The sequence below is a fragment of the Pseudoalteromonas sp. SiA1 genome (assembly GCF_018732205.1).
In the GTDB taxonomy this organism is placed as follows: Bacteria; Pseudomonadota; Gammaproteobacteria; order Enterobacterales; family Alteromonadaceae; genus Pseudoalteromonas; species Pseudoalteromonas tetraodonis.
The window spans coordinates 567,349-592,733 of record NZ_CP076084.1 but is presented as its reverse complement, the minus strand read 5'-3'; the positions used below and the strand labels follow the sequence as shown (position 1 = coordinate 592,733).

General features: G+C 40.4%; 22 protein-coding genes and 1 pseudogene. 13 read left to right on the top strand and 10 right to left on the bottom strand.

The window, feature by feature from the left end; all coding sequences use genetic code 11:
* Nucleotides 1-41: 41 nt before the first annotated feature.
* Together gcvT and KK487_RS02740 are read right to left on the bottom strand one after the other, a co-directional pair.
* Entirely contained in the window at nucleotides 42-1,124 is a 1,083-nt protein-coding gene (gene gcvT, locus KK487_RS02745; RefSeq protein ID WP_013464090.1) for a glycine cleavage system aminomethyltransferase GcvT, read from the bottom strand.
* A gap of 136 nt (nucleotides 1,125-1,260) precedes the next feature.
* Nucleotides 1,261-1,851, bottom strand: coding sequence for a hypothetical protein (locus KK487_RS02740; RefSeq protein ID WP_215521970.1), 591 nt, complete (start codon nucleotides 1,849-1,851; stop codon nucleotides 1,261-1,263).
* Between the two features lie 126 nt (nucleotides 1,852-1,977).
* On the opposite strand from KK487_RS02740, the gene KK487_RS02735 reads away from it, so the two are divergent.
* A complete protein-coding gene (locus KK487_RS02735) occupies nucleotides 1,978-2,835 on the top strand; it encodes a LysR family transcriptional regulator (RefSeq protein ID WP_024601225.1) in 858 nt (285 codons plus the stop codon).
* A gap of 244 nt (nucleotides 2,836-3,079) precedes the next feature.
* A complete protein-coding gene (locus KK487_RS02730) occupies nucleotides 3,080-5,236 on the top strand; it encodes a TonB-dependent receptor family protein (protein WP_215521969.1) in 2,157 nt (718 codons plus the stop codon).
* A gap of 82 nt (nucleotides 5,237-5,318) precedes the next feature.
* Here the strand turns inward: KK487_RS02730 and rlmB are convergent, their stop codons facing one another.
* The 5 genes from rlmB to KK487_RS02705 all read right to left on the bottom strand — a co-directional run bounded on the left by rlmB (nucleotide 5,319) and on the right by KK487_RS02705 (nucleotide 11,338).
* Nucleotides 5,319-6,062: a 23S rRNA (guanosine(2251)-2'-O)-methyltransferase RlmB gene (rlmB, locus tag KK487_RS02725; RefSeq protein WP_008112440.1), complete on the bottom strand. Its 744-nt coding sequence runs from the start codon at nucleotides 6,060-6,062 to the stop codon at nucleotides 5,319-5,321.
* Nucleotides 6,059-8,518 (bottom strand): ribonuclease R, encoded by a 2,460-nt coding sequence (rnr, locus tag KK487_RS02720; RefSeq protein ID WP_215521968.1) that lies wholly within the window; start codon nucleotides 8,516-8,518, stop codon nucleotides 6,059-6,061. The genes rlmB and rnr overlap by 4 nt, the downstream gene beginning before the upstream one ends.
* Nucleotides 8,519-8,726: 208 nt before the next feature.
* A complete protein-coding gene (locus KK487_RS02715; RefSeq protein WP_024601222.1) occupies nucleotides 8,727-9,461 on the bottom strand; it encodes an enoyl-CoA hydratase/isomerase family protein in 735 nt (244 codons plus the stop codon).
* A 162-nt stretch (nucleotides 9,462-9,623) separates the two neighbouring features.
* Nucleotides 9,624-10,238, bottom strand: coding sequence for a response regulator transcription factor (locus tag KK487_RS02710; protein WP_013464084.1), 615 nt, complete (start codon nucleotides 10,236-10,238; stop codon nucleotides 9,624-9,626).
* Nucleotides 10,235-11,338, bottom strand: coding sequence for a sensor histidine kinase (locus KK487_RS02705; protein WP_024601221.1), 1,104 nt, complete (start codon nucleotides 11,336-11,338; stop codon nucleotides 10,235-10,237). The genes KK487_RS02710 and KK487_RS02705 overlap by 4 nt, the downstream gene beginning before the upstream one ends.
* Nucleotides 11,339-11,666: 328 nt before the next feature.
* Here KK487_RS02705 and KK487_RS02700 point away from each other — a divergent pair, with 328 nt between their 5' ends.
* The 4 genes from KK487_RS02700 (at nucleotide 11,667) to queG (ending at nucleotide 15,717) form a co-directional block, all read left to right on the top strand.
* On the top strand, nucleotides 11,667-12,533 hold the full coding sequence (locus tag KK487_RS02700; RefSeq protein WP_024601220.1) for a DMT family transporter: 867 nt from the start codon (nucleotides 11,667-11,669) through the stop codon (nucleotides 12,531-12,533).
* Nucleotides 12,530-13,234, top strand: coding sequence for a glycerophosphodiester phosphodiesterase (locus KK487_RS02695; RefSeq protein ID WP_024601219.1), 705 nt, complete (start codon nucleotides 12,530-12,532; stop codon nucleotides 13,232-13,234). Before KK487_RS02700 ends, KK487_RS02695 begins: the two co-directional genes overlap by 4 nt.
* A 58-nt stretch (nucleotides 13,235-13,292) precedes the next feature.
* Nucleotides 13,293-14,513 carry a methyl-accepting chemotaxis protein gene (locus tag KK487_RS02690; RefSeq protein ID WP_024601218.1) on the top strand — a complete coding sequence of 407 codons (1,221 nt, stop codon included), beginning with the start codon at nucleotides 13,293-13,295 and terminating at the stop codon, nucleotides 14,511-14,513.
* Nucleotides 14,514-14,583: 70 nt separating this feature from the next.
* Nucleotides 14,584-15,717, top strand: coding sequence for a tRNA epoxyqueuosine(34) reductase QueG (gene queG, locus KK487_RS02685; protein ID WP_215521967.1), 1,134 nt, complete (start codon nucleotides 14,584-14,586; stop codon nucleotides 15,715-15,717).
* 102 nt (nucleotides 15,718-15,819) lie between these two features.
* On the opposite strand, the gene KK487_RS02680 is transcribed toward queG, so the two are convergent.
* From KK487_RS02680 to KK487_RS02670, 3 genes are all read right to left on the bottom strand, one after another.
* Complete coding sequence (locus tag KK487_RS02680) at nucleotides 15,820-16,947, bottom strand: response regulator (protein WP_024601216.1); 1,128 nt, start codon at nucleotides 16,945-16,947, stop codon at nucleotides 15,820-15,822.
* A gap of 36 nt (nucleotides 16,948-16,983) precedes the next feature.
* The gene (locus KK487_RS02675) at nucleotides 16,984-18,975 is read right to left on the bottom strand and encodes an ATP-binding protein (protein WP_024601215.1); all 1,992 of its coding nucleotides are present in this window, start codon (nucleotides 18,973-18,975) and stop codon (nucleotides 16,984-16,986) included.
* A 110-nt stretch (nucleotides 18,976-19,085) separates the two neighbouring features.
* Entirely contained in the window at nucleotides 19,086-19,574 is a 489-nt protein-coding gene (locus tag KK487_RS02670; RefSeq protein ID WP_013464075.1) for a GNAT family N-acetyltransferase, read from the bottom strand.
* An 88-nt stretch (nucleotides 19,575-19,662) separates the two neighbouring features.
* On the opposite strand from KK487_RS02670, the gene KK487_RS02665 reads away from it, so the two are divergent.
* The 7 genes and pseudogenes from KK487_RS02665 (at nucleotide 19,663) to KK487_RS02640 (ending at nucleotide 25,377) form a co-directional block, all read left to right on the top strand.
* On the top strand, nucleotides 19,663-20,232 hold the full coding sequence (locus KK487_RS02665) for a glutathione peroxidase (protein ID WP_024601214.1): 570 nt from the start codon (nucleotides 19,663-19,665) through the stop codon (nucleotides 20,230-20,232).
* A 76-nt stretch (nucleotides 20,233-20,308) separates the two neighbouring features.
* Nucleotides 20,309-20,590: a peptidylprolyl isomerase gene (locus KK487_RS02660; RefSeq protein ID WP_013464073.1), complete on the top strand. Its 282-nt coding sequence runs from the start codon at nucleotides 20,309-20,311 to the stop codon at nucleotides 20,588-20,590.
* A 69-nt stretch (nucleotides 20,591-20,659) separates the two neighbouring features.
* The gene (locus tag KK487_RS02655) at nucleotides 20,660-20,938 is read left to right on the top strand and encodes a glutathione S-transferase family protein (protein ID WP_013464072.1); all 279 of its coding nucleotides are present in this window, start codon (nucleotides 20,660-20,662) and stop codon (nucleotides 20,936-20,938) included.
* Between the two features lie 301 nt (nucleotides 20,939-21,239).
* Nucleotides 21,240-21,557: pseudogene (locus KK487_RS18515) on the top strand (glutathione S-transferase family protein); the annotation flags it as partial.
* An 11-nt stretch (nucleotides 21,558-21,568) separates the two neighbouring features.
* Nucleotides 21,569-21,919 (top strand): DUF2750 domain-containing protein, encoded by a 351-nt coding sequence (locus tag KK487_RS02650; protein WP_013464070.1) that lies wholly within the window; start codon nucleotides 21,569-21,571, stop codon nucleotides 21,917-21,919.
* An 89-nt stretch (nucleotides 21,920-22,008) separates the two neighbouring features.
* Nucleotides 22,009-22,689, top strand: coding sequence for a site-specific integrase (locus tag KK487_RS02645; protein WP_013464069.1), 681 nt, complete (start codon nucleotides 22,009-22,011; stop codon nucleotides 22,687-22,689).
* A 114-nt stretch (nucleotides 22,690-22,803) separates the two neighbouring features.
* The gene (locus KK487_RS02640; protein ID WP_036956010.1) at nucleotides 22,804-25,377 is read left to right on the top strand and encodes a M1 family metallopeptidase; all 2,574 of its coding nucleotides are present in this window, start codon (nucleotides 22,804-22,806) and stop codon (nucleotides 25,375-25,377) included.
* Nucleotides 25,378-25,385 lie beyond the last annotated feature (8 nt).

The window sequence follows — 25,385 nt, the reverse complement described above, 5'->3', positions numbered from 1 at the left end:
AATAAATGAGGGTGACCTATTTACTGGTATAACCAAATTATTTAGATTATTGATTTACCGTTACGTACAAAGCCCGATTTAACTACTTTTACGTTAACTAATTTTTTACGCATTTCTACTTGAGCTGTGTCGCCGGTTGAACGTGGCACACGTGCTAATGCAACACTATAGCCCAATGTTGGTGAGAATGTACCAGATGTAATAACACCTTCGCCACCATCAACAATTACTTTAGAACCACTGCGTAGTACGCCTTTTTCTTCAAGAATAAGACCTACTTGCTTGTGAGTACTTTTTTCTGCACGTTGTTTTACCAAAACATCACGACCAATAAAGTCACGATCTTCTGGTTCCCATGCAATAGTCCATGCCATGTTAGCTGCCAGTGGTGATACGCTTTCGTCCATATCTAGGCCGTAAAGGTTCATACCTGCTTCTAAACGTAGTGTGTCGCGCGCGCCTAAGCCCGCAGGCGCTACACCGGCATCAAGCAGTTGCTGCCATAAATCGGCTGCTTGCTCGTTTGGTACTACAATTTCGTAACCGTCTTCGCCAGTATAACCTGTTGTAGCAATAAATAAATCACCGGCTTGAACACCAAAAAATGGCTTCATACCTTCAACTGCAGCTTGCTGGTCTGCGTTTAAAACCTGGGCAGTTTTAGCGCGTGCATTAGGGCCTTGTACTGCAATCATGGCGAATTCTGGGCGCTCAGTAACCGTTACGGCAAAATCGCTCGATACCTTAGCTAAATGTGCTAGGTCTTTTTCACGGGTCGCTGAGTTAACCACTAAGCGATAAAATGTTTCGCTAAAGTAGTAAATAATTAAGTCGTCAATTACACCACCTTGCTCGTTAAGCATGCCGGTGTAAAGCGCTTTGCCAGGTACGGTTAATTTAGCAACGTCGTTAGCCACAAGCTTGCGTAAAAATGCTTGTGCTTGCTCACCTTGTATATCAACAATGGTCATGTGCGATACGTCGAACATGCCCGCATCGTTACGTACGGCGTTGTGTTCTTCTATTTGTGAACCGTAGTTAATTGGCATTTCCCAGCCATGAAAATCAACCATTTTTGCGCCGGCTTCAAGGTGCTTTGCATGTAATACTGTTTTAGAAGTCATAATATTCCTTCACTTTTAAATTAACCCATGTGTGTGGGCGTGGCCTCAATTGAATGAGGGGGAATAACATGGTAGCCATTAATACGCCTACCAAATTGTAATCTTTAACAAAAATATGTTTAACGAATTAAACAGCTTAGGTGTTAGTAACACTAAAGCCTTGTTGCTGCATATACTGTTGCCACTTATCAAGCGTAGGCGTTTTAGCAACCACTATAAACTGCTGCTCGTTGTTTTTATCTACCGCGGTAACAAACACTTCGCCACTTTGCGCGCCATAACAAAGCTGCGCATCAGCAAGGCGTAAGCCAGGTGTTAATTTAAACGCATCAACTAAGGTATCAAAGGCGTTGCTACCGGTTAAGGTAAAGGTTGCTAAATCGGTGCGTACCACAAAGTCGATATCGTACCTAAGCTGTTGCTCGTTAATGAGTGCTTGTAATTGCAGGCTGGCATTTACTGGGAGTACAAATCGAAAGGCGGTTTCGCTAAAGTAGTAAACGGCGTAGCTAAAATCAGAATTTAAATCGCCATCCAATGTGCCTTTAAAACCAAAGCCACTGGCGGTTAGTTTGGTGAGGTCATGACCTAAAATAGCACTTAAAAATACCGATGCTTCACTGCCGCTAAAATCAATAACAACATGGCTGTTATTAGCTTGTAAGGCATTAATAACCGCGCTGTTAGCGTTGCTATGGCGGGCAAACATTATCGGGTTAAAAGTCATAACAAATACCTATCTATCTTTAATAGCAAAAGTATATTGCGCAAGGCTTACAACAACAAATTGTAATTACTTATCAATTGATAAATAATACTTATATATATAGCCATATAAATAGTAATTTTAAATATGAAAAACATTTCAACCGACAGTTTACGCACATTTGTTATGGTGGTTGAGGTAGGTGGATTTGCCAAAGCAGGCGATTTACTTGGCCTTTCGCAACCGGCGGTAAGCTTACAAGTAAAACGTTTAGAAGACTTATTAGGCTATAAATTATTTAAAAAGCAGGGACAACGCCAAGTACTTAATCAATATGGTGAACTGTTACTGCCTATGGCAAAACAAATGGTGCAACATAACGATGCCATTTTACAGTTATTCACCTCAGAAAGTGTCACTGGTAAAGTGCGCTTAGGGATCCCAAGCGAATTTGCAGCACGTATTTTACCCTCTATTATTGGCGACTTTGTGGCGCTCTACCCTGATGTATCGTTAGAAGTGAAGTCACGTTTGAGTAAACATTTACTTTCGGATGAGCGCCAAGATCAATTTGATTTAGTACTGGCGCTAAATGAGCAGCTTGACTCAGAAAAGTTCCCTATTTTTATTCAAGACCAATTAGTGTGGGTTGGCGATCTTTCAATGGCGCAAAATGAAACCGTTACCTTAGTAACAGCACCTGAAGGCTGTATTTATCGCCGAAGAGCAACCCAAGCGCTTGAAAAAGCAGGTATTAAATACCGTATTGTTTACAGCAACGCCGATTTAACCGGTTTAATTGCGGCATTAAAAGAAGGTTTAGGTATTACTGTATTGGCAAGAAGTACGGTGCCGAACGATTTAACCTATCAATTACACACTAAAAATTTACCTGCGCTCGGTAGCATTGGCATTAGTTTAGTTAAAACTGCCCGCGAACCTGAAAACGCCGTGTTTAAACTCGCTGAGTTTATTAAGCTGCGCTTAGGTTACCCCACTGCTTAAATAACCTGAACTCTGGATAATAAATCTATCTCAAGCAGCGTTCAGGTCAAATTAACCGCCACCAGCCAATACATTATCCCTGTTTTTATAAAACAAAAATAAACACCTAGTTAAAAATGTTATAAAAACAGCCTATTTTTACGACAAATGTAAATGATAGTAAAACTTAATAATATTGATTCTCATTCGTTAACATGTTTAAATTACGCCAATTTCAGTAGTTGAACTATTTTTAGGGTAATCAATGTCACATAAATTTTTAGTTTCTTCGTTAACTGCAGCTGTTGCGCTGTCTTTGAGCACAACAGCAATGGCAAAAGATGCCGACAAAGTTGAGCGTAACTTTGAACAAATTACCGTTATTGGCTCACAAGCCGCTATTAACGATATTCCAGGATCTGCTACGTTTATTTCAGATGCAGAATTGCAAAAATTCGAATTTACCGATATTTCTCGCGTATTAGCATCTGTACCAGGTGTATACGTTCAAGAAGAAGATGGCTACGGCCTGCGCCCTAATATTGGTATGCGCGGGACAGGTACTGGCCGTAACGACAAAATTTCTGTGATGGAAGACGGCGTACTTGTTGCTCCGGCTCCTTACTCTGCGCCATCGGCTTACTACTTCCCTACTATGGGTCGTATGGAGTCAATTGAAGTGCTAAAAGGCGCTGCCTCTGTTAAATACGGCCCGCGTACAACCGGTGGTGTACTAAACTTACTTTCTCGCAGCCTGCCAACTGAGCCAAATAGCTCAACAGGCATGCTAGATGCAGCCCTTGGTAGCGATGGTTACTACAAAGGTCACGCTTACTTCGCAAAAGAAAAAAACAACACTGCAGGCTTAATTGAAGTGTTTTCTTACGGCGCTGATGGCTTTAAAGAATTGCCAGTAGGTGATGACAACACTGGTTTTGAAAAAAACGACGTATTGGTAAAGTTTGGCCATACCTTTGGTGAAAACGATGCGCATAACATTGAGTTCAAAGTAAAGTACTCTGAAGAAACATCAGACGAAACCTACATGGGTTTAACCGATGCCGATTACCAACAAAACCCGTACCGTCGTTATGCGGCATCGCAAAATGATGAAATGAACACTCGCCACAATGCATACCAAGTAAACTATGCATACCGTTTTGGTGAAGGTTATGAAGTTTTAGCAACCGCTTATCTAAACGACTTCCACCGTAACTGGTATAAAGCAAGCAGTGTTGGTTCAAGCACACTTGAGCAATACAGCGAGTTTGAAGCAAACCCAACAGCTGCCGGTATTGAAAACATCGGTGTTAAAGCCAATAACCGTGACTACCAAGCCAAAGGTGTGCAGTCTGAATTACACATCCCAGCGGGCGCTCACTACATTACGGTTGGCGTACGTTACCACGAAGACGAAATGGATCGTTTCCAGTGGGAAGACAAATACACGCTTAATCAAGATTTAAGCATGACTCTTACCTCACAAGGCGCTCCAGGCTCTAACAGCAACCGTTTAGACAGTGCAAAAGCAAGCACGCTATTTATTCAAGACGAATGGACAATGGATGCATTAGTAGTGAGTGCTGGTCTTCGTTATGAAGACATAACTATTACCCGTGAAGAGTGGGCTAAGTCAGATCCAACCCGTAGCCTAGGCTTAACAAAAGATATCTCTAACGATACTGAAATTTTAGTACCGTCTTTAGGTGCTACTTACACACTTAACGACAATGTTACGTTACTTGCTGGTATTCAAAAAGGTTACGCCCCTGCAGCACCGGGTAATGCCGACCAAGACGAAGAAGAAAGCGTCAACATCGAGTTTGGCTCTCGTTTTAATGCGGGCGGTTTTAATGGTGAAGTAATTGCGTTTTACTCTGATTACGACAATATGCATGGTAACTGTACTGCATCAGTAGGTTGTAATGACGATAACATTGGTGACCAATACAACTACGGTGAAGTAGAAGTATCGGGCTTTGAATTTAGCGCAGGTCGTACGTTTAATACTGCATCGGTTGCGTTCCCAGTAAAATTAACTTACACCTACACAGATTCAGAATTTAAAAACACGTTTGATTCAGAAATTTGGGGCTCAGTAGAAAAAGGCGATGCAATGCCTTACGTACCTGAGAACCAGGTTGCTTTATCGTTTGGCGCAGAAGTGAATAACTTTGTGGTAAATAGCCAAATACGTTACGTGTCTGATGCACATGCTGATTTAACTAACTCAGGCTTAAATGCGATTGATAGCCGTGTTGTATGGGATTTAGCTGCTAAGTACTTAATCGACGAAAACCAAAAAGTATACCTAAGCGTAGATAACTTGTTTGATAAAACCTACATTGCTAACCGTGCAAATGGCGGTATTCAACCTGGTAAGCCACGTTCAGTACAAATGGGCTACTCTTACAGTTTTTAATAAAGTGCTAACTTAAAAGTACAAAAAAGCCGAGGTTGATTGAATCAATCTCGGCTTTTTAATGCCTATGTAATTAATAGGCTTAATTTGTTTCTGCGCGCTGGCGTAATACTTCAAATAAACAAATACCGGTTGCAACCGATACATTTAAACTTGAAACCGTGCCCGCCATTGGAATTTTAACGAGTACATCACAGTGCTCACGCGTTAAACGGCGCATACCCTCGCCTTCAGCTCCCATCACAATCGCCATTGGGCCTGTTAAGCTGGCATCAAATACATGTGTGTCGGTTTCACCGGCTGTGCCTACAACCCATACACCTGCGTCTTTTATTTCACGTAATGTACGTGCAAGGTTAGTAACCTGAATAAGCGGTACTGTTTCAGCTGCGCCACAGGCCACTTTACGTGCAGTGCCATTAAGCTTTGCTGACTTGTCTTTAGGAACTATCACCGCATGAACACCGGCAGCATCGGCGCTACGTAAGCAGGCACCTAAATTATGCGGATCGGTAATGCCATCAAGTACCAGTAAAAACGGGGTGTCTTCGCGTTCAATGATCTCATCAAGATCTTTCTCGTTAAACACACGTGCCGCTTTCACGTTGGCGATAATGCCTTGATGTTGTTCATCTTTCGCTTTGTTATCAAGCGCTTTTCGTTGCATAAACTGTACTGAAATACCAAACTGACGCGCTTGCTCAATCACCGGCGATAAGCGCTTATCATCACGTCCTTTAAGGGCGTATATTTCTATAAAACGCTCTGGCTCTTTTGCCAAAATTGCTTCAACAGAGTGAAAGCCAAAAATTAATTCATTACTCACGAATTGTTTGCTCCTGGGCTACTACGTTTACGGGCATTTTTACCTGGTCTTTTAGGCTTTTTGACCGCTTTCTTTTTGGTTTTTTTCTTAGCGGTGGTGTCATCCGCTTTTACTTTTGATTTGCTCGCTGATTTGCCTTTTGCGGCAGGCTTTTTACCCGCCTTTGGCTTTTTGTCATCACTTGCTGACTTTTTACCCGGGATTTTACCGGCTTTAAGTTGCGAGCGAACGCTCGCTGGAGCATTTTTTTTAGGTGCACGACGACGCGCATAACGATCTTGGGCAACATCGCCTTTAAGCGTTAAGTTTATACGACGATCATCTAAGCTTACCGAGGCAACTTGTACAGTGACTTTGTCGCCTAAACGATAAACCGTATGTGTGTGTTCACCCACCAAGCAATGTTTAGCTGCATCATGCTGGAAATATTCATCACCTAAATTGGTAACATGAATTAATCCATCAATTTGTAAGTCATCTAAACGAATAAATAAACCAAAGTTAGTAACCGATGAAATAACCCCGTTAAACTCCATGCCTACATGATCTTGCATGTATTCACATTTTAACCAATCGGCTACTTCACGGGTGGCATCATCTGCGCGGCGCTCAGTAGTTGAACACTGCTCACCAAGTTGATCGACTTCATCATCGCTATAAGCGTATTCACCAGAGGTTTGCTGCCCTTGTGCTTTTAATACTGCTTTAATTGCACGATGCACCACTAAATCTGGGTAACGGCGAATTGGCGAGGTAAAATGTGCGTAAGCCGATAATGCTAAACCAAAGTGACCTATGTTATCTGGCTGATAAACCGCTTGCTTCATTGAGCGCAGCAACATGGTTTGAATAAGTTCAGCCTCTGGGCGGTCACCTAAACGAGCCAACACATGGGTAATTTCTTTTGGGGTTGGTTCATCACTTAGCGTGCTTTCAATCCCCAGCTCAGTTAAAAACTGAGTAAAGTTACCCAGCTTTTCGCTATCGGGTTCATCGTGTACTCGATACAGTGCACTGGCTTCGTGTTTTTCCAGTAATTTAGCCGCCGAAACATTGGCTAAAATCATACATTCTTCAATGAGCTTATGCGCATCGTTACGAATAACTGGCACAATTGATTCTATTTTACGCTGTGCATTAAATACAAAGCGAGTTTCGAGTGTTTCAAACTCAATCGCACCACGCTCTTGGCGCGCTGCTTTTAATGCCATGTACATTTGCTGTAAGTCAGTTAAATGTGGCACTACAGCTGCGTATTCTTTACGTAGCTTTTCATCGTTTTGTAAAATGGCATTTACTTTGGTGTAAGTTAAACGTGCATGTGAGTTCATCACCGCTTCGTAAAACTTATAACCTGAGAGCTTACCCTCTTGCGATACGGTCATTTCTGCAACCATACACAAGCGATCAACCTCAGGGTTAAGCGAGCACAAACCGTTAGATAATACTTTTGGTAGCATTGGAATAACTTGCTCAGGGAAATACACTGAGTTACCGCGCTCTATCGCTTCTTTGTTAAGCGGCGTGTTCATACCTACATAATGTGATACATCGGCAATGGCTACCCATAAGCGCCAGCCACCCGACTTTTTAGGCTCACAGTATACGGCATCATCAAAATCACGAGCGTCTTCGCCATCTATGGTCACAAGCGGTAAGCCGCGTAAATCAACTCGACCTTGTTTATCGGCTTCTTCAACAAATTCACCTAAGTGGGCAACTTGTTGTTCAACCTCTTCAGGCCATATGTGTGGAATATCGTGATTACGCAGCGCAACTTCAATTTCCATACCCGGCGCTAAATGCTCGCCCAGTACGTCGATAACTTTACCTACCGCATTCATATTACGGCTTGGATTTTGGGTTATTTGCACTTGCACCATTTGGTTATGGCGCGCGCCTTTTTCGTTACCCGGTAGAATAATAATGTCTTGGGTAATGCGCGGATCTTCAGCCACAACAACGGCAATACCATGCTCAACAAAATAGCGGCCAACAATAGGCGCTCGCTCATTAGTAAGTACTTTGATGATGCGTGCGTCGCATTTTGAGCCTGAGCCGCGTTTAGTGCCTTTGGCAAGAACGATGTCACCGTGAAGCACCATATTCATTTGATGCTTGGCAATAAACCAATCTTTGCTCTCGCCTTCAACTTCTAAAAAGCCAAAACCGTCTCTGTGACCGACTACTTTGCCTTTGGTTAAACCGGCTTCGTCAATCAGGGCATAACATTTAAATTTATTAAAATACAGCTGCCCATCACGCTCCATGGCGCGAAGTCGGCGCTTAAATGCTATTTGTCGTTCTTCATCGTTGACTGCGAGTTCTTCACATAGTTGTGCGTAGTTAGCAGGTTTGGAACGCTCTTGCAGGTGAGTAAGTATAAACTCACGACTAGGGACTGGGTTTTCGTACTTTTCTTGTTCTCGACTGAGATTTGGATCTTGGTTTGACATTCACTATCTTGTTAGTTGGTTATGTAAGTATTTTAACTCATATACTCGCAATGAGACAGGTAAAAGCCATTAAACTTTTAATAAAGCGTTATTACCTTTTGCATTTTGTGAAAATATAAATAAATAACGCTTAACATGTACTTAATTTAAGAGCTTAAAAGTGAGTAAAATAGAAGTGCTGATGTTTACTCACTTTTATATAAACAGCTTACTTTTGCTGTAGTTTCTTCCACAATAGCGTGCTGATGTGTTCAATAAAAGCCGCATCTTGTGCAGCCATAACATCGAGTATTGGTTTGTTCATTTGGGTTTTGTTTTGAGAGTATATCCAGCGATTTTTATTAAAGCTTTGCGCAAACTCTAACACACCCGTTTGCAAGGCTTGCTCATCAGCAAAGGTGGCCTCTATAACGTTATGTTGTAATAATTTTTGCGCATCAACGCGCTCACCGGTCATGGCTAAGCGGTTAAAAAATTGCGGATTAATCGCTTTATTAATAATCGGAAACATAGACGGTACAAACGGCACTAATACATCGACTTCGGGGAAACAAAAGAAGCCTTTGTCTGATTTCATAAAACGAAAATCACAGGCACACGCCAGTACCGAACCATTACCATAAGTGTGGCCGTTTAGCGCGGCAATAATAGGCATAGGAAAAGTAACAATACGTTTAAACAAGGCACCTATCGAGTTCATAAAATCGGCAATTATTTGTGGTGTGTTGTCAGGGTTTGCCATCCACTGTAAATCAATGCCTAACGACCAACTTTTATCGCTGCTTGAAGTTAACACCACCGCTTTAATATGCTCGTTAGCCTCAATCGTATCTAGGTGTTGATTAAACTCGTTTATAAAGGTTGGATTATGGCGGTTTTCTGCTGTATTCATAGTAAGGATAGCCGTGCTTCCTTGCGTGGTAATTTCTATTAATGCTGTCATTAGACCCTCATTTAGTGCTTTTAGCTGCGCTTTTAGCACTTTTCATTACTTTTATAATTATAAATAGAATAGTAATACGTTGTATGAAATTTATAAAGCGTCTATTTTTGTAACCATTAAAGAAGCGAGAGCTTAAGCCATAGCGTTTAAATATTCGCGCAATTACAACCACCCTTTTTGTCGGGCTATACGTGCTGCATCAATTCGGTTTGTGGCATTGAGTTTAGCAATTGCATCGGATAAATAATTACGCGTTGTGCCTTCACTTATATAAAGCTGTTTTGCTATTTCGCTGGTTTTTAAGCCATCACTTGCAAGTTTTAACGCTTTGCGTTCTTTATCTGTGAGTGGATCGGTATCGTCTAATGCGTTAATTGCCAGCTCTGGGTCAATCACCTTTTGCCCTTGCATTACTTTTTTAAGCGCATTGATTAGCTCTTCGCTTGGCGCTTCTTTTAAAATAAAACCTTTAACACCCGCACTTAAAGAACGCCTAATATAACCGGCTCGCGAAAAGGTGGTCATAATTACCATGTTAATTGCAGGGTGCTTAGCGGCTATTTGTTCACTAAGCTCAATACCATTCATGCTTGGCATCTCTATGTCTGTTAAAACAATATCTGGGTGTAAGTCTTCACTAAGCGCGTTGATTTCATTTAACGCATCTTGGCCATTACTTGCTTGACCAATCACCTCAATATTGAAATCAAGGCTTAATAAGGCTGCAACTGCGTCGCGAACCAGCGCTTGGTCTTCAACTAAATAAACTTTGATCATTTTAAATCCTCAGCACTCAGTGGCAGCACAACAGTTAAAGTAAATGTGTCGCCACAGGTAAATGTTGCATTGCCATTTAATTGCTCAGCCCGCTCTTTAATGCCATTTAAACCATTACCTGCTTTTAATGTAGTGCATGGCGCATTATCAATAACGTTGATAACTAATTGCTGCTTTGTTTGCTCTATATTGATAGAACCGTTTTTTGTACTGCTATGGCGTAATAAATTAGTAACCGACTCTTTAATAATAAGGCTCGCAATGCCCTCTACTTTAACGGGTAAGGTCGCTAAATTAACGTTAAATTTTATGTTAAAACCTTGCGCTATAAGCGTTTGTTTTAGCTGTGCGATTTGGCTCACTAGATCGAGTTGCTTTAAATCGCTTACCGCGTTTCTTACATCGCTAAGCAATTGCCTTGCAAGGTTTGCTACTTGGGCTATTTCGTTATTGGCCTGATCGTATCGTTCACCTTGATTTAGTTTATTCGCAAGCTCAGCTTTTAAAGCTATTGATGACAGTGAGTGACCTAAAATATCGTGTAAATCTCGGGCTATGCGTTCACGCTCAGCAATGGCTGCTAGTTGCTCCAATTGCTTTGCGCTTTCTTGTTCGCGCTTTTTATGTTCGCGCTCTCTTTTTGCCGCTATACCATAGCTAAATAGGGCCGCACATAAAATTAAAGCCACCGCTAAAAAGTACTCAAGCTTGGCTATATCGCCCACATAGGAACTTAGCAAAACAGTTAAAATTATCGCTAATGCGGCATAAACTCTTTGATAATTGCTATATGTATAGCCCGCTACATAAGCTATAAAGCCAAATAAGGTTGGTGTACCAGCGCTATAAAAAGTGGCACTAAAACACACCAGTAACATAGCGATAAATAACTTAGTTACTCCCCCATTTTTGCAATTTATTGCTTTTACATATAACAATATAAACGCAATATAAAAGGCTAAAGACAGAGTGATTTGATGAGCCGTAAAGTTAGCAAAATCAATGATCATCGGGAGTAAATAAAAACCGGTAAAAACTAAATGACCATATTTCCAAAAATCTTTATCGCTTTGCTGAGAAAACCTGTTAACCGAGCTCATACCAATACCTCTGGCCTATTATTTTTATTTATAGCACTCTTTTTATTAATAAATACAAATAACATAAAAATGCATACGAACATAAAACAATCTACATAAGTGATAGTAAAACTTAGTGTTTCTAAAAAATCGCTAATGCTTAAGCTTGTTAAAATTAAAGAATTCATAACACCCTCCAATATAAGTAAGGTAACTATGCCAGTGGGTAAAATAGATAAGAGTGTGAAATGTCATTAACTTGGCTGACATTTGTCATGAAATAGAAAAATTCATCTTCTGAGTGTAAAAGCAATGCTAATATAGCCAAAAAAAGTGACCTGGAAATTTAATGCAGTCCCAACAACAAAGCTTAATTTATTTACATATTGCTGTCCTTTTATTTGGCGGTACCGCCTTATTCGCAAAGCTAATTGGTTTGAATGCATTAGATATTACCGCTTATCGCGCGGCTATCGCTGGGCTGGCAATTTGTGTGCTACTAACTTTGCAAAAAAAACCAATTAAGCTGCATCGCGCTAAAGATTATGTGATTGCCATTTTATTAGGCGTTGCCGTAGGTATTCACTGGGTAACCTATTTTGCAGGCATGCAATTGGCGGGAATTACCGTGGGCATGTTAGCCTTTTTTACCTATCCCGTGATCACGGTATTTTTAGAACCCCTATTTAATAAAAGTAAGCCCAAAACAAAAGATATAATAAGTGCTGTGGTGGTGATTTTTGGCATTTATTTATTGATCCCTAACGTTAATTTAGGCGATGACATCACTTTAGGTGTTGTGACGGGCGTGGTATCAGCATTATTTTTTGCTCTTCGTAATATTACTCATAAACGCTACTTTAGCGAGTATGGTGGACCGCAAACCATGTTTTACCAAACCTTAGTGGCAAGCCTGATGCTGTGTGCTTTTATTGAAGTGCCCATAACAGAAATTAATGATACTGATTTAATATTGCTGCTTATTGCCGGTGTGGTGTTTACTGCGATGCCGCATTCGTTATTTGCAGCGAGTTTAAAACATTTATCAGCAGCAACCGCTGGATTGATTTCTTGCTTACAGCCCCTTTATGGCACAATACTGGCTATAATTATTCTGCACGAACGCCCCTCAGTGATGACCCTGATTGGTGGCGCACTGATTGTTAGTGCTGCGTGCTTTGAAACTTGGTCAATTTCACGGAAAAAGCAGCCATGAAAATATTTGCACATAGAGGCGCAAGCACACACTTCCCCGAAAATACGCAAAGCGCCATTATAGCGGCGTTAAAAGCGAATGTAGATGGCATTGAGGTTGATGTACAAAGCGCGCTTGATGATTACGTTATTATTCACGATACCTACCTCGATAGAACCACTAATGGCAAAGGCAAAGTGTGCGACTTTAGTGCCCAGCAAATTAAACAGTTTGATGCAGGAAATGGCGAACAAGTCCCTACTTTGCAGCAATTAATAGACTGGAATAATAACCAAACCTTACTCAATTTAGAGCTAAAGCATACCTTTGAACTTGAAAAGTTTGCAACCGTGCTTGAAAGTAACATTGCGAACAAAAAAATAACCGCAGACAATATTTTAGTTTCATCATTTAATCATCATCAACTACACTGGCTAAAGAGCCGTTTACCGTGGCTTAAAATTGGCGCACTTACTGCATCAATTCCATTGCAGTATGCAAAGTTTGCACAAGACTTACAGGCCTACAGCATTCATATTGACAAAAACTTTATGAACAAACCGTTTGTAGACGATGCCAAAATGCGCGGTTTACAAGTATTTGCTTACACCGTAGATGAAGTCGAAGATATTAAACTGATGCTTGCCTGTGGTGTTGATGGTATTTTTACTAACGACCCTGAACGAACTAAGCATTATTTAGCGCAATTAAATGAACTATAACTAATTATTTAATTGCCATTTATGCTATAAAAACAATAATTTAGTAGGTCACTATTTAATGAGTAGCTACATGCGTATTTATAATTTTTTAGAACAAACACTGTTTTATACTTTAACCCGAAAAATAGTTGGGAATTTAAGTTTTGTTTTTTTATTTCAAGCCATTACTTTGTTTTGGTTGCACAGTAGCTTAACCGAAAACCAGCAAAGCACTGGCTTATTTTGGGCACTTGCGCTACTTATTATTGCAGGCTTTATTTTTACTATTTTTTATATGCGCTTTTTAATTGTGCGCCCGGTAAAAGCAATGCGCGATACGCTCATTAATATTAATCAACAAGATGCGAATTTAGCAGCCAAATTACCCCATTTCACGTTTGATGAATTTAGAGACTTAAGTGAGCAATACAATCAATTTACTACCCATTTAAATAGTTTATTAAGCACTACCTATACCAGCGCCCAAGAGAGTGTGCAGAGTAACAGCCAAGTAACGCAATCAATGCAACACACTGAACAATTGAGTGAGCAGCAAATTAATTTAAGCCACACCATTATTAATGCCAGTAATCAAATTACCCAAAGCCTGCAGGCTATAGTAAGCAACACTGATAGCGTACATCAGGTCAATAATGAACACCTTAATTTTGTAAAGCTCTCTGCTGGTGAGCTATCAAAACTAGTTGAGCAGGTAAGGCTTATTAATGAAATGCTGGGTAGTTTTTCTAAAACGATTGCGGGCTTGAAAGAGAACAGCGAAAACATTCGCAGTATTTTAAAAATGGTTGAAGAGTTTTCGGATCAAACTAACTTATTAGCACTAAATGCAGCCATAGAAGCGGCACGCGCTGGTGAAGCGGGGCGAGGTTTTGCCGTGGTTGCCGATGAAGTTCGTACCCTATCGGTAAAAGTAAGCGACGCAACACGCCAAATTAGTGATTTTATTACCCAAATGAATGAGCTCGTTAATGAAACGAATAAAGAGTCAGAGCAATTAATAAACCACTCAAATAATGCGCAAACATCAATTAACACCACCTCTGATGGGTTTGGTAAAATGCTCAATGAGTTTGAACATAATCAACAACAATTGCAGCAAATAGCCAATGCCGTACACTTGCTCGAAGATACCCAAAACCAAACGCATGAATCGGTTGAGCAAATTGTGGCGCTAGGCGAACAAGCCAAGCAACAAATAGATACAGCACTGCATGATTCTGAACAATCACAAAAGCTAAGCCAACAAACCCAACAACAGTTAAAACGCTTTGTAGATTAGGCAATAACAATTTCACCCAAGCCGCGATTATGCTAAATTAAGCGGCTTGTCATTTAACTGTGTGAAGTATGTGAGCGACGTAAAACCAAACTATGAACAGCTAGCCCAGCAAATAAAATTATGGGGCCAACAACTTGGCTTTAGTGAAGTGGGCATTACTGACATTGATTTAACTAAGCATGAAGCACAGCTTCAGCGTTGGCTTGATGCAGGGTATCATAGTTCAATGGGTTACATGGCTGCACATGGAATGAAACGCGCCCGCCCTAGCGAACTAGTCCCTGGCACGCAACGAGTTATTTCAGTAAAAATGAATTACCTGCCGCCAGATTCAGGCTTTGCCAAAAACCTTAAAAATAACGAGAAAGCCTATATCAGCCGCTATGCGCTTGGCCGTGACTATCACAAATTAATGCGTAATCGGCTCAAGCAATTAGGTAAAAAAATTGAACAGCAGGTAGGTGACTATGGCTTTAGGCCTTTTGTTGATTCAGCGCCAGTGCTTGAGCGTCAATTAGCTGAAAAAGCAGGGCTTGGCTGGCGAGGTAAACATTCTTTATTAATCAATAAAGAGGCTGGTTCTTGGTTTTTTTTAGGCGAGTTATTTGTAGATTTACCACTGCCTATTGATGATGAAAACACGTTCGAAGGTTGTGGTAAATGTGTTGCCTGTATAACCCTTTGCCCTACCGGCGCTATTGTAGAACCTTATGTGGTAGATGCACGTAAATGCATATCGTATTTAACCATAGAGCATCAAGGGGCTATTCCAGAGCAATACCGAACCTTAATGGGTAACCGCATTTATGGTTGCGATGATTGCCAGTTAGTGTGCCCATGGAATCGCTATGGACAAATTACCGACGAGCAAGACTTCCACCCCCGTACACAATTAAAAAATAAAGACTTACTCGCATTATTTGCCTGGGATGAAACTACCTTTTTAACAAATACCGAGGGCAGCCCTATTCGGCGTATTGGCCATGAGCGTTGGTTACGAAATATAGCGGTTGGCTTAGGCAACGCAGATTTTAGCCCAGCGATTATTCATGCACTTGAAGATAAACGCAAAACGGTCAGTGACATGGTGAATGAGCACATAGAATGGGCACTTACCCAGCAACATGATAAACAAAGACAAAAGCTGCGCAAAACAGCACGGCTAATACGGATTGTTGAAAAAGGCCTACCCAGAGACGCATAAGCCTATTGCCTAAAAAACGCGACATAATGTCGCTGATACAAGCTATCTGCCTAATCGTAGCGACGAGTTTAGCCCGCGCCTCGCAGCCCGTAACCCGCACCTTTAACCTTTCAACAATAAAGCAAGATCTTGCTCTATTTCTGCAAAGGCTTTTTTAACTTGATCTACTGACTCCTGACGTGCAACCGAGTTTTGTATGGTTTCGTCTACTTTTTTATAAATAAAAATTTCTTGGTCTTCATCCAATCCCATAGTTGGGATCCGCTCTTCGAGTTCTTCTTGTAAATGCTTAAATACTTTTTCGTTATTAATACGACTGTCGTTCAACATCCCAATTAAACGATGAAACTTACTATGCACAGTACCAGCAACTTTATTTAACCGCTCCTGCTGCGATACCAGCATCTGCTTGGTGGTAATGGCTCGTAATTGTTGCTCGGTTACACTTACAATAAAGCAAATATGATCACGTATGCGTCCGTGCTTTTGCTCGTCATGCTCTGGCATATTTAAAATCAGTAAACTCACAAGCTCGTAGTTAACCAAAATGCGATGAGAAAACTCATGCAATCGTCCTTTGCTTTTAAGCATTTCAAATAACTCAATTACAATTGGAGAACACACCCCATTGAGCGCAAAGTGCGACTTAGTATCGTTACATCTAAATTCAATATTACTTTGTAGGCCAAATGCCTGTAAGCATTCTACTAATGCTTTGCCAAGCTCTTGTATATCGTTAATAAAACCAATATTTTCAATGTAATTTACTATCTGACCCATTTCGCTGCTATTTGCCATGGCATTAAAGGCGGTAGAGGTCGCTTCTTTTACTTGCTTTTCAAGCTGTTGTTTTTCTATTAAGACTTGATTTAGTTTATTCAGTTTTTGCTTTAATTCGTCGTGCCCAAACGGTTTTACAATATAGTCTTCCGCGCCTACTGAATAACCTTCCATGCGCTCCTCAACCGTACCTCTTGCAGATACAAACATCACGATGATGTCATGGGTAATGGGGTTAGCTTTAAGCTCTTTACATACTTCATAACCATTCATTTTTGGCATACTTACATCAAGTAATATAACTTGAGGCATATACTCTTCAACCATACTTAAGCATTCAGGGCCGCTTGAAGCTAGCTTAAGTTCAAAATCAAGATCCTCTAATATTTCTTCAATTATTTCGAGGTTAAATGGTTCATCGTCGACTGCAAGAATTTTAGTTAAAGCCATAATTTTTCATCCATATAAATTAAAACAATTCGATTGTTAGCCGCTATTTTTCACTAATTGCTCATCAGCTAGGTATTCATCTAAGTTTATTTCTAAAGGAACTTGTATCGAAATTGTTGTTCCACCAAGGCTGTTATTGCATGCTTTAATACTGCCTTGATGCAATGAAACAAACTCACGACACAAGGTAAGACCCAACCCGGTTCCACCTGCACCACTATTCGTTTTACTGCTTTGCTCAAATTTATTGAAAACCATTTCAAGTTCCTCTTCAGGTATTCCAATACCGCTATCTATCACTGCAATGTTTGCATTGTCATCGTCTCTTTGCATGACAACTTCAACAGTACTGTGCTCTTCACTAAATTTGAGTGCATTACTCAATACATTTCTCAAAACCTGATTTATTTGCTCTTCATCGCACTGTGCAACAATCGGCGCGTTATCAGAGCTAAAAACAATATTTATATCTTTTTCAATAGCAATACCGGCAACATCATCAATACTGGTTTTAACAATAGTCGCTAAATCATAAGCCCGTGGGTTGAATGGAAATTTACCAACATCTAATTTAGAAAGGTCGAGTAAATTATTAAGTAACGATAGTAGTCTTTGCCCACTTGATTCAATACGAGTTAAATACTTCAAAAGTTTATCTTTGCTAAAATCACCCTCTTGTAACTTGCTAATACCAAAACGTGAAAAGCTCAATATAGAGTGCATAGGGGTTCTTAGCTCATGCGACATATTTGCCAAAAACTCTGATTTACTTAGATTAGCCGCTTCGGCAATATTTTTCGCATGCTCAAGCTGTGAAGTACGTGCCCTTACTTGCTCTTCTAAAAGATCTTTGGCTTCCAACAGTAGATCTTCTTTTTGTTTTAAATGGCTAACATTTTTAAAAATAACCGCTAACGCTATTTCGCCATGGTGGTCTATTTCATTAAATGATCCAACTAGCGGAATTTTACTTCCGTCTTTATTTACAATGTGTAAGTCACAACTAAACTGACGATTACTGTTTAATGTAGAGATTTTATCTTTTATTGCCTGCACCGAGTCATCATCTAAAAAATGAAATAACGAGTGAGCAATGAGCTTTTTAAACTTTAAATTAAATAATTTTAAGCAGGCATCATTGGCCTCGACTATCTTGCCTTTGCGTTCAAATAATAAAATAGGATCGGGGGTATTTTTAAAAATGACCTGCAGTAGGCTGTCTTTTTCAATCAGCACATCAACTGTTTCTTGTAATCTTTCTACTAGCTCAGCATTGTGACGTTTTAGCAGCTCGGTTTGCCATAATTTATGTACAGCTTGTAGTAACACATTGTCATTTAAAGGCTTGATTAAAACATCTTCAACACCTTGGCGAATGGCTTCTAACATAGATTGTTCAGGGCGTGAGGTTACTAACAAGCAACGACTATGCGGTTGTATTTTTTTTAAACTCGAAAATATCTCTAAACCAGAACCCGGTTGTAAGCTAAAGTCACTGATTAAAATATCAATACTCCTGAGCTTGGCAATATTAATTGCTTCATCATGGTTTGTTGCGGTGTATACCTCAATATGAGCGCCATAAAGGCTACTTTTGAGTGACTCTAATCGCTCATTAACATGGTCAACGAGTAAAATTGTCGGTAGTTTAAAAATGTGATCTGGACCTATCTCTAATAAGGCCTCAATTAAAGACGTTATTTCTTTATTAGAAAAGAAGGGGTAGATAATGGTGGCATTGGGTATCAAGTCATTTAATTTGGAAAATGCGCTAAGCAACTCCCCTGATTCCGCTTTTGGCGCTAATAACAAAAATGATTGATAAGTCGCTTTTTCAACAACTATCGATACAACATCGGTTGGCACGCCTTGAGAAAATACCAGTAAGTCATAAATGTCTATGTCTGTATTTTCATCAAACATAGCAAAGTGGACTAATTCAACTTGGCAGCCAATTAGTTCTAATAACACTTTTAAGCGCATAGCAATCATGCTACTGCTATCAATAATAAGTATTTTTCTCGCCATTTAGACACACTTTAAAGAGTTAATTAAACACCTTTTCAGCATAGTCTAGAATTTTTGGTTTAGCATAATCACCTACGTAAAAGTGAATTTTGCTGCCTTTTGTTATGGTACTAGGTTAAATGCTTACCAAAAATAGTCAGGCTGTACAGCTGATTGTCCATTCTTGCTACGTTAGGCAGCTCTCCCCATACTGCAAAATCAAAATGCTTAAATAATTTAATGCTCGGTTCGTTGTGACTAAAAATAAACCCAAGTAATACTTCTATATTAAGCTGCTTGGCTTGTTGTTGTGCAAATTGCATCAGCTTTTTACCCAACCCTTTTCCTTGGGCTGCTGCCGTAATGTAAATGCTTAACTCAACGGTGCCATCGTAAGCTGGGCGACCATAAAACGATTTATAACTAAGCCACGCTAATACTTGGTTGTTCTCACAGTAAACAAAAATAGGGCGTTGAGCAGTATGGCTATCAAACCAAGGTTGTTTATCAGCGACGGTCACCTCTTCGGTATCGGCGGTGACCATTCGACTAGGGATAGTTTCATTGTAAATAGCAACAATGGCAGTTAAATCATCAGGTTTTGCTAAACGTATAGTCATAGAAAATAAAGTAAAATTGATCAATTTAGCCTATAGTAGCGTATGATAAGTTACATAAATACTCTAAAAACGCGCTTAAGGTAATAGCATGATAAAAAAAATAATACTTGGTTTAACCCTCGCGTTAAGTTGTGTTTCGCTAAATACATATGCCGCAGACTCGCCCGCCCCTTCATTAGATGCAAACACCTGCAATGATTTCACGAATGTTTCACTTAGAAAGTTGCGCTCAACTGAAACCATTAACTTATGCGATTTTAAAAACCAGCCTCTTTTAATTGTTAACACTGCGAGTAACTGCGGTTTTACGCCGCAATTTGAAGGTTTAGAAGCGCTTTATAATAAATACAAAGACGAAGGCTTGGTGGTATTAGGCTTTCCATCAGATGATTTTTTTCAAGAAGAGAACGATGAAAAAGATACCGCAAAAGTGTGTTATGTAAATTATGGTGTTACTTTCCCTATGCTGGCCACCAGCGCAGTACGTGGTAGTGACGCAAACCCTATTTTCAAGCATTTAAACGCCCAAACCAGTTCACCAAACTGGAACTTTTATAAATACGTGGTATCGGCCGATCGCAAAACGATTACGCGCTTTAACAGCCGCGTAGCACCGGATTCAGCAAAACTAGAAAGCACAATCAAAAGTGCATTTTAACTTTGTGTTTTCAGTTTAACCTTACTAAGATGTTGCTATCAAATTTAAAAAACTAAACTTACAGGTAGGAGAACTTATGGCAGTTGCAAGTGCAAGGCACATACTCGTAGACAGTGAAGCACAATGTTTAGACCTTAAAGATAAAATTGAGCAAGGTGAAGACTTTGCAGAACTCGCTAAACTGCACTCTAATTGTCCATCAGGTCAAGATGGTGGTGCATTAGGTGAGTTTGGCCCAGGTATGATGGTGCCTGAATTTGACAAGGTGGTATTTTCAGCGCCGCTAAATCAAGTACAAGGCCCTGTACAAACACAGTTTGGTTACCATTTATTAGAAATAACCAGCCGCTCAGAGTAAGTAAATCGATTTATTAATAAAGCCGCATCAGCGGCTTTTTATTTATGTGGAGTTGGCAAAAGCCCCATTATGCAACTATTTGGCTCTATTCCTTCCCCTTATGTTCGCCGTATTAGAATCTGGGCACAACAAAACAATTGTGCGCTTGAATTTATTAATCTCGATATTTTTTCTAAAGACGATCGGCCGTTGGTGGTCACAAAAAATCCAGCAGCCAAAATTCCTATATTGGTCGATGACACGCTTACCCTAAGTGATTCAAATACCATACTGCGTTATTTACTTGAAAAAACCCAGCAACCCCCACTTACATGGCCTCAAGAGCACTTTTTAATTAGGGCCTGTTGATCTTTCAAGGTTAAATTTACAGCAGTCTGTTTGGTATTTAGGCAAGGCAGAGCCTATGTGGTGTGGTTATTCCCCATAAATAGGCGATAACGTAGCATTAATGCCAAACAGGCGCTGCCCGAAGGGTTCTGCCTAGGGGCGATTAACTCTTTGTTGCCTACATGGATGTAGGTAAGGGGCGTGAGCAGGACGCGGAAGCTTTGCTCGGTTTTTACTTAGCCCACTAGGTTACAAACCTCGCGCCGCGATTAAATCGCCCCTAGTTTGAAGAAATTTTAATCCGTAAAGGTCAACAGGCCCTAGCATCAATGCCTGCAATGATTCATTCGTTGAATTACTGTTATGCCAACGTTCTGGATTTGATACGCAAGCCGATAAGCTGTTTTTTAATCTGCAAAATGAGCGAGTTGCGCAAACATTACACTATTTAAATGATCATTTATGCGATGATGAATTTAAAAGCTGTGAATGCCTCAACATCAGTTTATACTGCTTACTTGATTGGATATGCTTTCGTGAACTCACTGATTTTAGCGCGCAGCCGCAATTAGTTAAGTTTTATGAAGCGTTTAGTCAGCGTCAAGCGGCTAAAAATACCAACCCTCGACTTAAATTTTAAAAGGTGGATACATGAGCGATATCGAAATTGAATCACAACTAGTTAGCTTTGTAGAAAAAGTACGTGTTAGTGAGCAGATCTGGGCACTGGGTGCCGATGATGGTGGCTTTGTTGTATGTGAGTCAAATCAGTTTGACGACACCGATGTACTTTTACTGTGGGAATCACAAGACGCAGCACAAGCACAATGTAAAGAAGAGTGGCAAGACTACAGCCCTGTAGAAATAAACCTTGATGAGTTTTTAGATGATTGGGTTGAAGACCTAAAATCTGATGATGCATTAGTGGGTTTAAATTGGAATGACGATCAGGTGTGTGTAGAAATTGAACCAGTTGGTTTAGCTCGCGCGCTAAGCGAATAAGTTTTAGGCGTTAGTTCGCTGACATTATCCCAACTAACAGCAACGGTTAGTTGGGGTATAAAAATAATAAAAACTGTCAAGGTAATACGTTGAAAACCCATCTTGGTCGTCGTCCATTTTCAGCTATGGAGCTGCATACGCTCTATAACGGATATATTTATAGTGATACACGGCTTGCCCGCGAACAAGCTAAACACTGGCATTTTTGGCTGCCCTTAATTGCTTATTACAGTGGCGCTTACAGTGATGAAATTGGCTGCTTAACCCTTGATGACCTAATACTTAAAAATAATATTCTCTGTTTTAGTTTTCATACCCACGGTAAAATTAAGCCACGTTTAGTGCCTGTTCATCACGCCCTTATTAGCGCTGGGTTTAATGACTATTTAGCTTATGTAAAAGCACAAAATCACTCCCGTTTAATGTTCGATCTTCCTGCTAAAACAGGGCGCTATAGCGAAAAAGTGCGCATATGGTTTTCGGGAGAAGGTGAACGCGCGGGGTATTTGCAAAAATGTGCAATTCCTTCGGTGGATCAACTCGGTATGAAAACCGCCATTAGTAGCTTACGGCTTAACTTTGAACAGCAAATTCGTATTTATGCCCTGCAAGCAGGCAACAAAGACTGCTTTAATTATTTAATGGGCTTTAATGATTACCCTCATGATAACTTTAACGATATAGCCTTGTTAAATAAGGTACTACAACAGATCCGGGTTATCAATTCCCATATTCATTGGCAGCGGTTTTTAGCCCGAGATAGCCACTGACAAACTTTGTTACTCTTTTCCTTAGCTATCTGCGCTTACTCTAGTAAAAAAAGCTGTTAGGATGAAGTGCCGTCTATATGACTGTTTCTAACAACAAAAAATCTAGGGATAACTATGTTTTTAAAAAGCCTCTTAACCGTGAGCGTTGCGCTTGCGATGAATGCTGCTCACGCTAACGAATTCGTCATTGAAAAACTCGCAAAGCCAAGTTCACAAAAAGTCGCTTTAACGCTCGACCCAAGTCAGGATACCTTTACAGGAATGACCGAGATCAGCTTAGAAGTGCTCAAACCAACACACTACATTGAGCTCAATGGTGTTGATTATGCAACTAAAATGGTGCAACTCCTAGGTGAGCAAAACTGTGATTTAAACAGCGAAATGCTTAAAACAGGTAAAGTTAAATTTAGCTGTGAAGAGCAAATTCAGCCAGGTAAATACACCTTAAAAATAGATTTTTCAGCGCCTTATAACCGCCAGAGTGTGGGGTTATATAAAACCCTAGATCAAGGCGTTCCGTACTTGTTCACGCAATTTGAAATGAGTGATGCGCGCCGTGCATTTCCGGTGTTTGACGAACCAAGCTATAAAATTCCGTTTCAGTTAACCATTACCGCCCCCACCTCACAAAAAGTGTATTCAAATACACCTGAGCTAAAAACGACGGTGAATGGCGATATGACCACCCATTACTTTGATAAAACGCCACCAATTCCATCTTACTTAGTGGCTATGGCTGTAGGTCCATTTGAAGAGCTAGAAATTAAAGGCATGCCTATTCCTGGGCGTGTGATCACCCCACAAGGTAAAATTCATTTAGCGCAATATGCAAAAGAGAACATGCCTAAAGTACTGGGCGCACTTGAAGAGTACTTTGGTATTCCTTATGTATATAAAAAGCTAGATTCAGTGGCTGTTCCAGAGTTTCCGTTTGGCGCTATGGAAAACTCAGGCTTAGTGACTTACCGCGAAGATATTCTTCTGGTTGATTTAGAAGCTGCAACGCGTAGTAAAAAACAACGTAATGTCTCTATTATTGCCCATGAATTAGCTCACCAATGGTACGGTAACTTAGTGACTATGAAGTGGTGGAACGACTTATGGTTAAACGAGGCGTTTGCAAGCTGGATGGCGGCAAAAATTACTAAGCAGCTTAATCCTGAGTTTGAATCACACCTAGATTTACCACAAAACAACGTAATGGCGTTAGATGCACGTTTAAGCACTAAGCCAATTCGTAAACCAATTAAAACCGAAGCCGATATTATGGACGGTTTAGGCCTTGCCTACAGCAAAGGCAGCTCAGTACTGGCGATGGTTGAAAACTGGATTGGCGAAGAGGCATTTCAAGCTGGTATTCAGAACTACTTAAAAGAATTCTCCTATAAAAATGCAGAAGCTGCCGATTTATGGGAAGCACTTGGTAAGGCTTCAAATAAAGATGTAGCGAGCGTTTTAAAATCGTTTATTGAACAGTCGTCATTCCCGCTAATTAACGTTAAGCAGCAAGGTAAAAGCATTACGATTTCGCAAAGTCGTTTTGCCAATGCCGGTGTTGAAGCCCCTGCTCAACTGTGGAATGTACCGGTTGCGATTAAATATGGTGCTGGCGATAAAGTACAAACAGCCAATGTATTATTAAATAAACAAAGCCAAACGCTAGCATTAGACTTTGAACCAGAGTGGATTTATCCAGATCAAGGCGCGCTAGGTTATTACCGTTGGGTAATGGATGATGCGCAATTTAATGCGTTAATAGATAATGCAGCTAGGGTATTAAACGACCGTGAACGCTTAGCCCTATTATCGGCAACAGATGCCCTACTTGATGCCGGTGTCATTTCAGCGGCTAAATTAATGCAAACGCTTGAAGTATTTGCCAGCGATAGTCATCCGCGTGTTGCTAATACTGCTTTAGGTTATTTAGCGTCACAGCAGCGTACTTTTAAAGACGATAGCAATAAAGATTTATGGCCTACGTTTATTCAAAATGCGGTGATGCCTGCCGCTAAAAAATATGGCCTAGAAGCAAAAATGGGCGAAGATGGCGCAGTAGCTCAACTTCGTGCCGCGGTGGTATCACGCTTAGGGTTTGATGGTGAAGATAAAAATGTGATCAATAAAGCCAAACAGCAAACACAAGCTTACTTAAACGATCCACAAAAGGTAGACCCTTATTTAGCAGGTACTTATTTACGTCTTGCGGCTTTTCATGGGGATAAGGCGTTGCTAGATCAGTTTATGACAACCTTTAAAACCACCAAAGATCCACAAGTGCGTACCAATATGCTGGCAGCAATGGGTTACTTTGGTAAACCTGAACTACAAAAAGCGGTACTGGCGTATAGCTTAACAGACGAAGTAACGGCTTCTGATATGCGTACTATTTTATCGGGTCAAAGTTACACCGATGAACGCCAAGCACTGTTTATTGATTGGATTTATAACAACTACGATAAAGTAACAGCAAGCTTGCCACCATTTTTTGTGCCAAACTTACCTTACTTTACTACCGCCAGCTGTGACGCTGACAGTTTAGCTACGACGCAAAGTTTCTTTGACGCTAAACTGGAAGCTGTACCCGGTTATGCGCGTACGTTAAGTAAACTTGCAGAGAGCACCAATGACTGTATTGCACTTAAAAACCGTGAACTGAAATCAGTCAATAGCTTTTTAAATAGTAAATAAACTAAAGG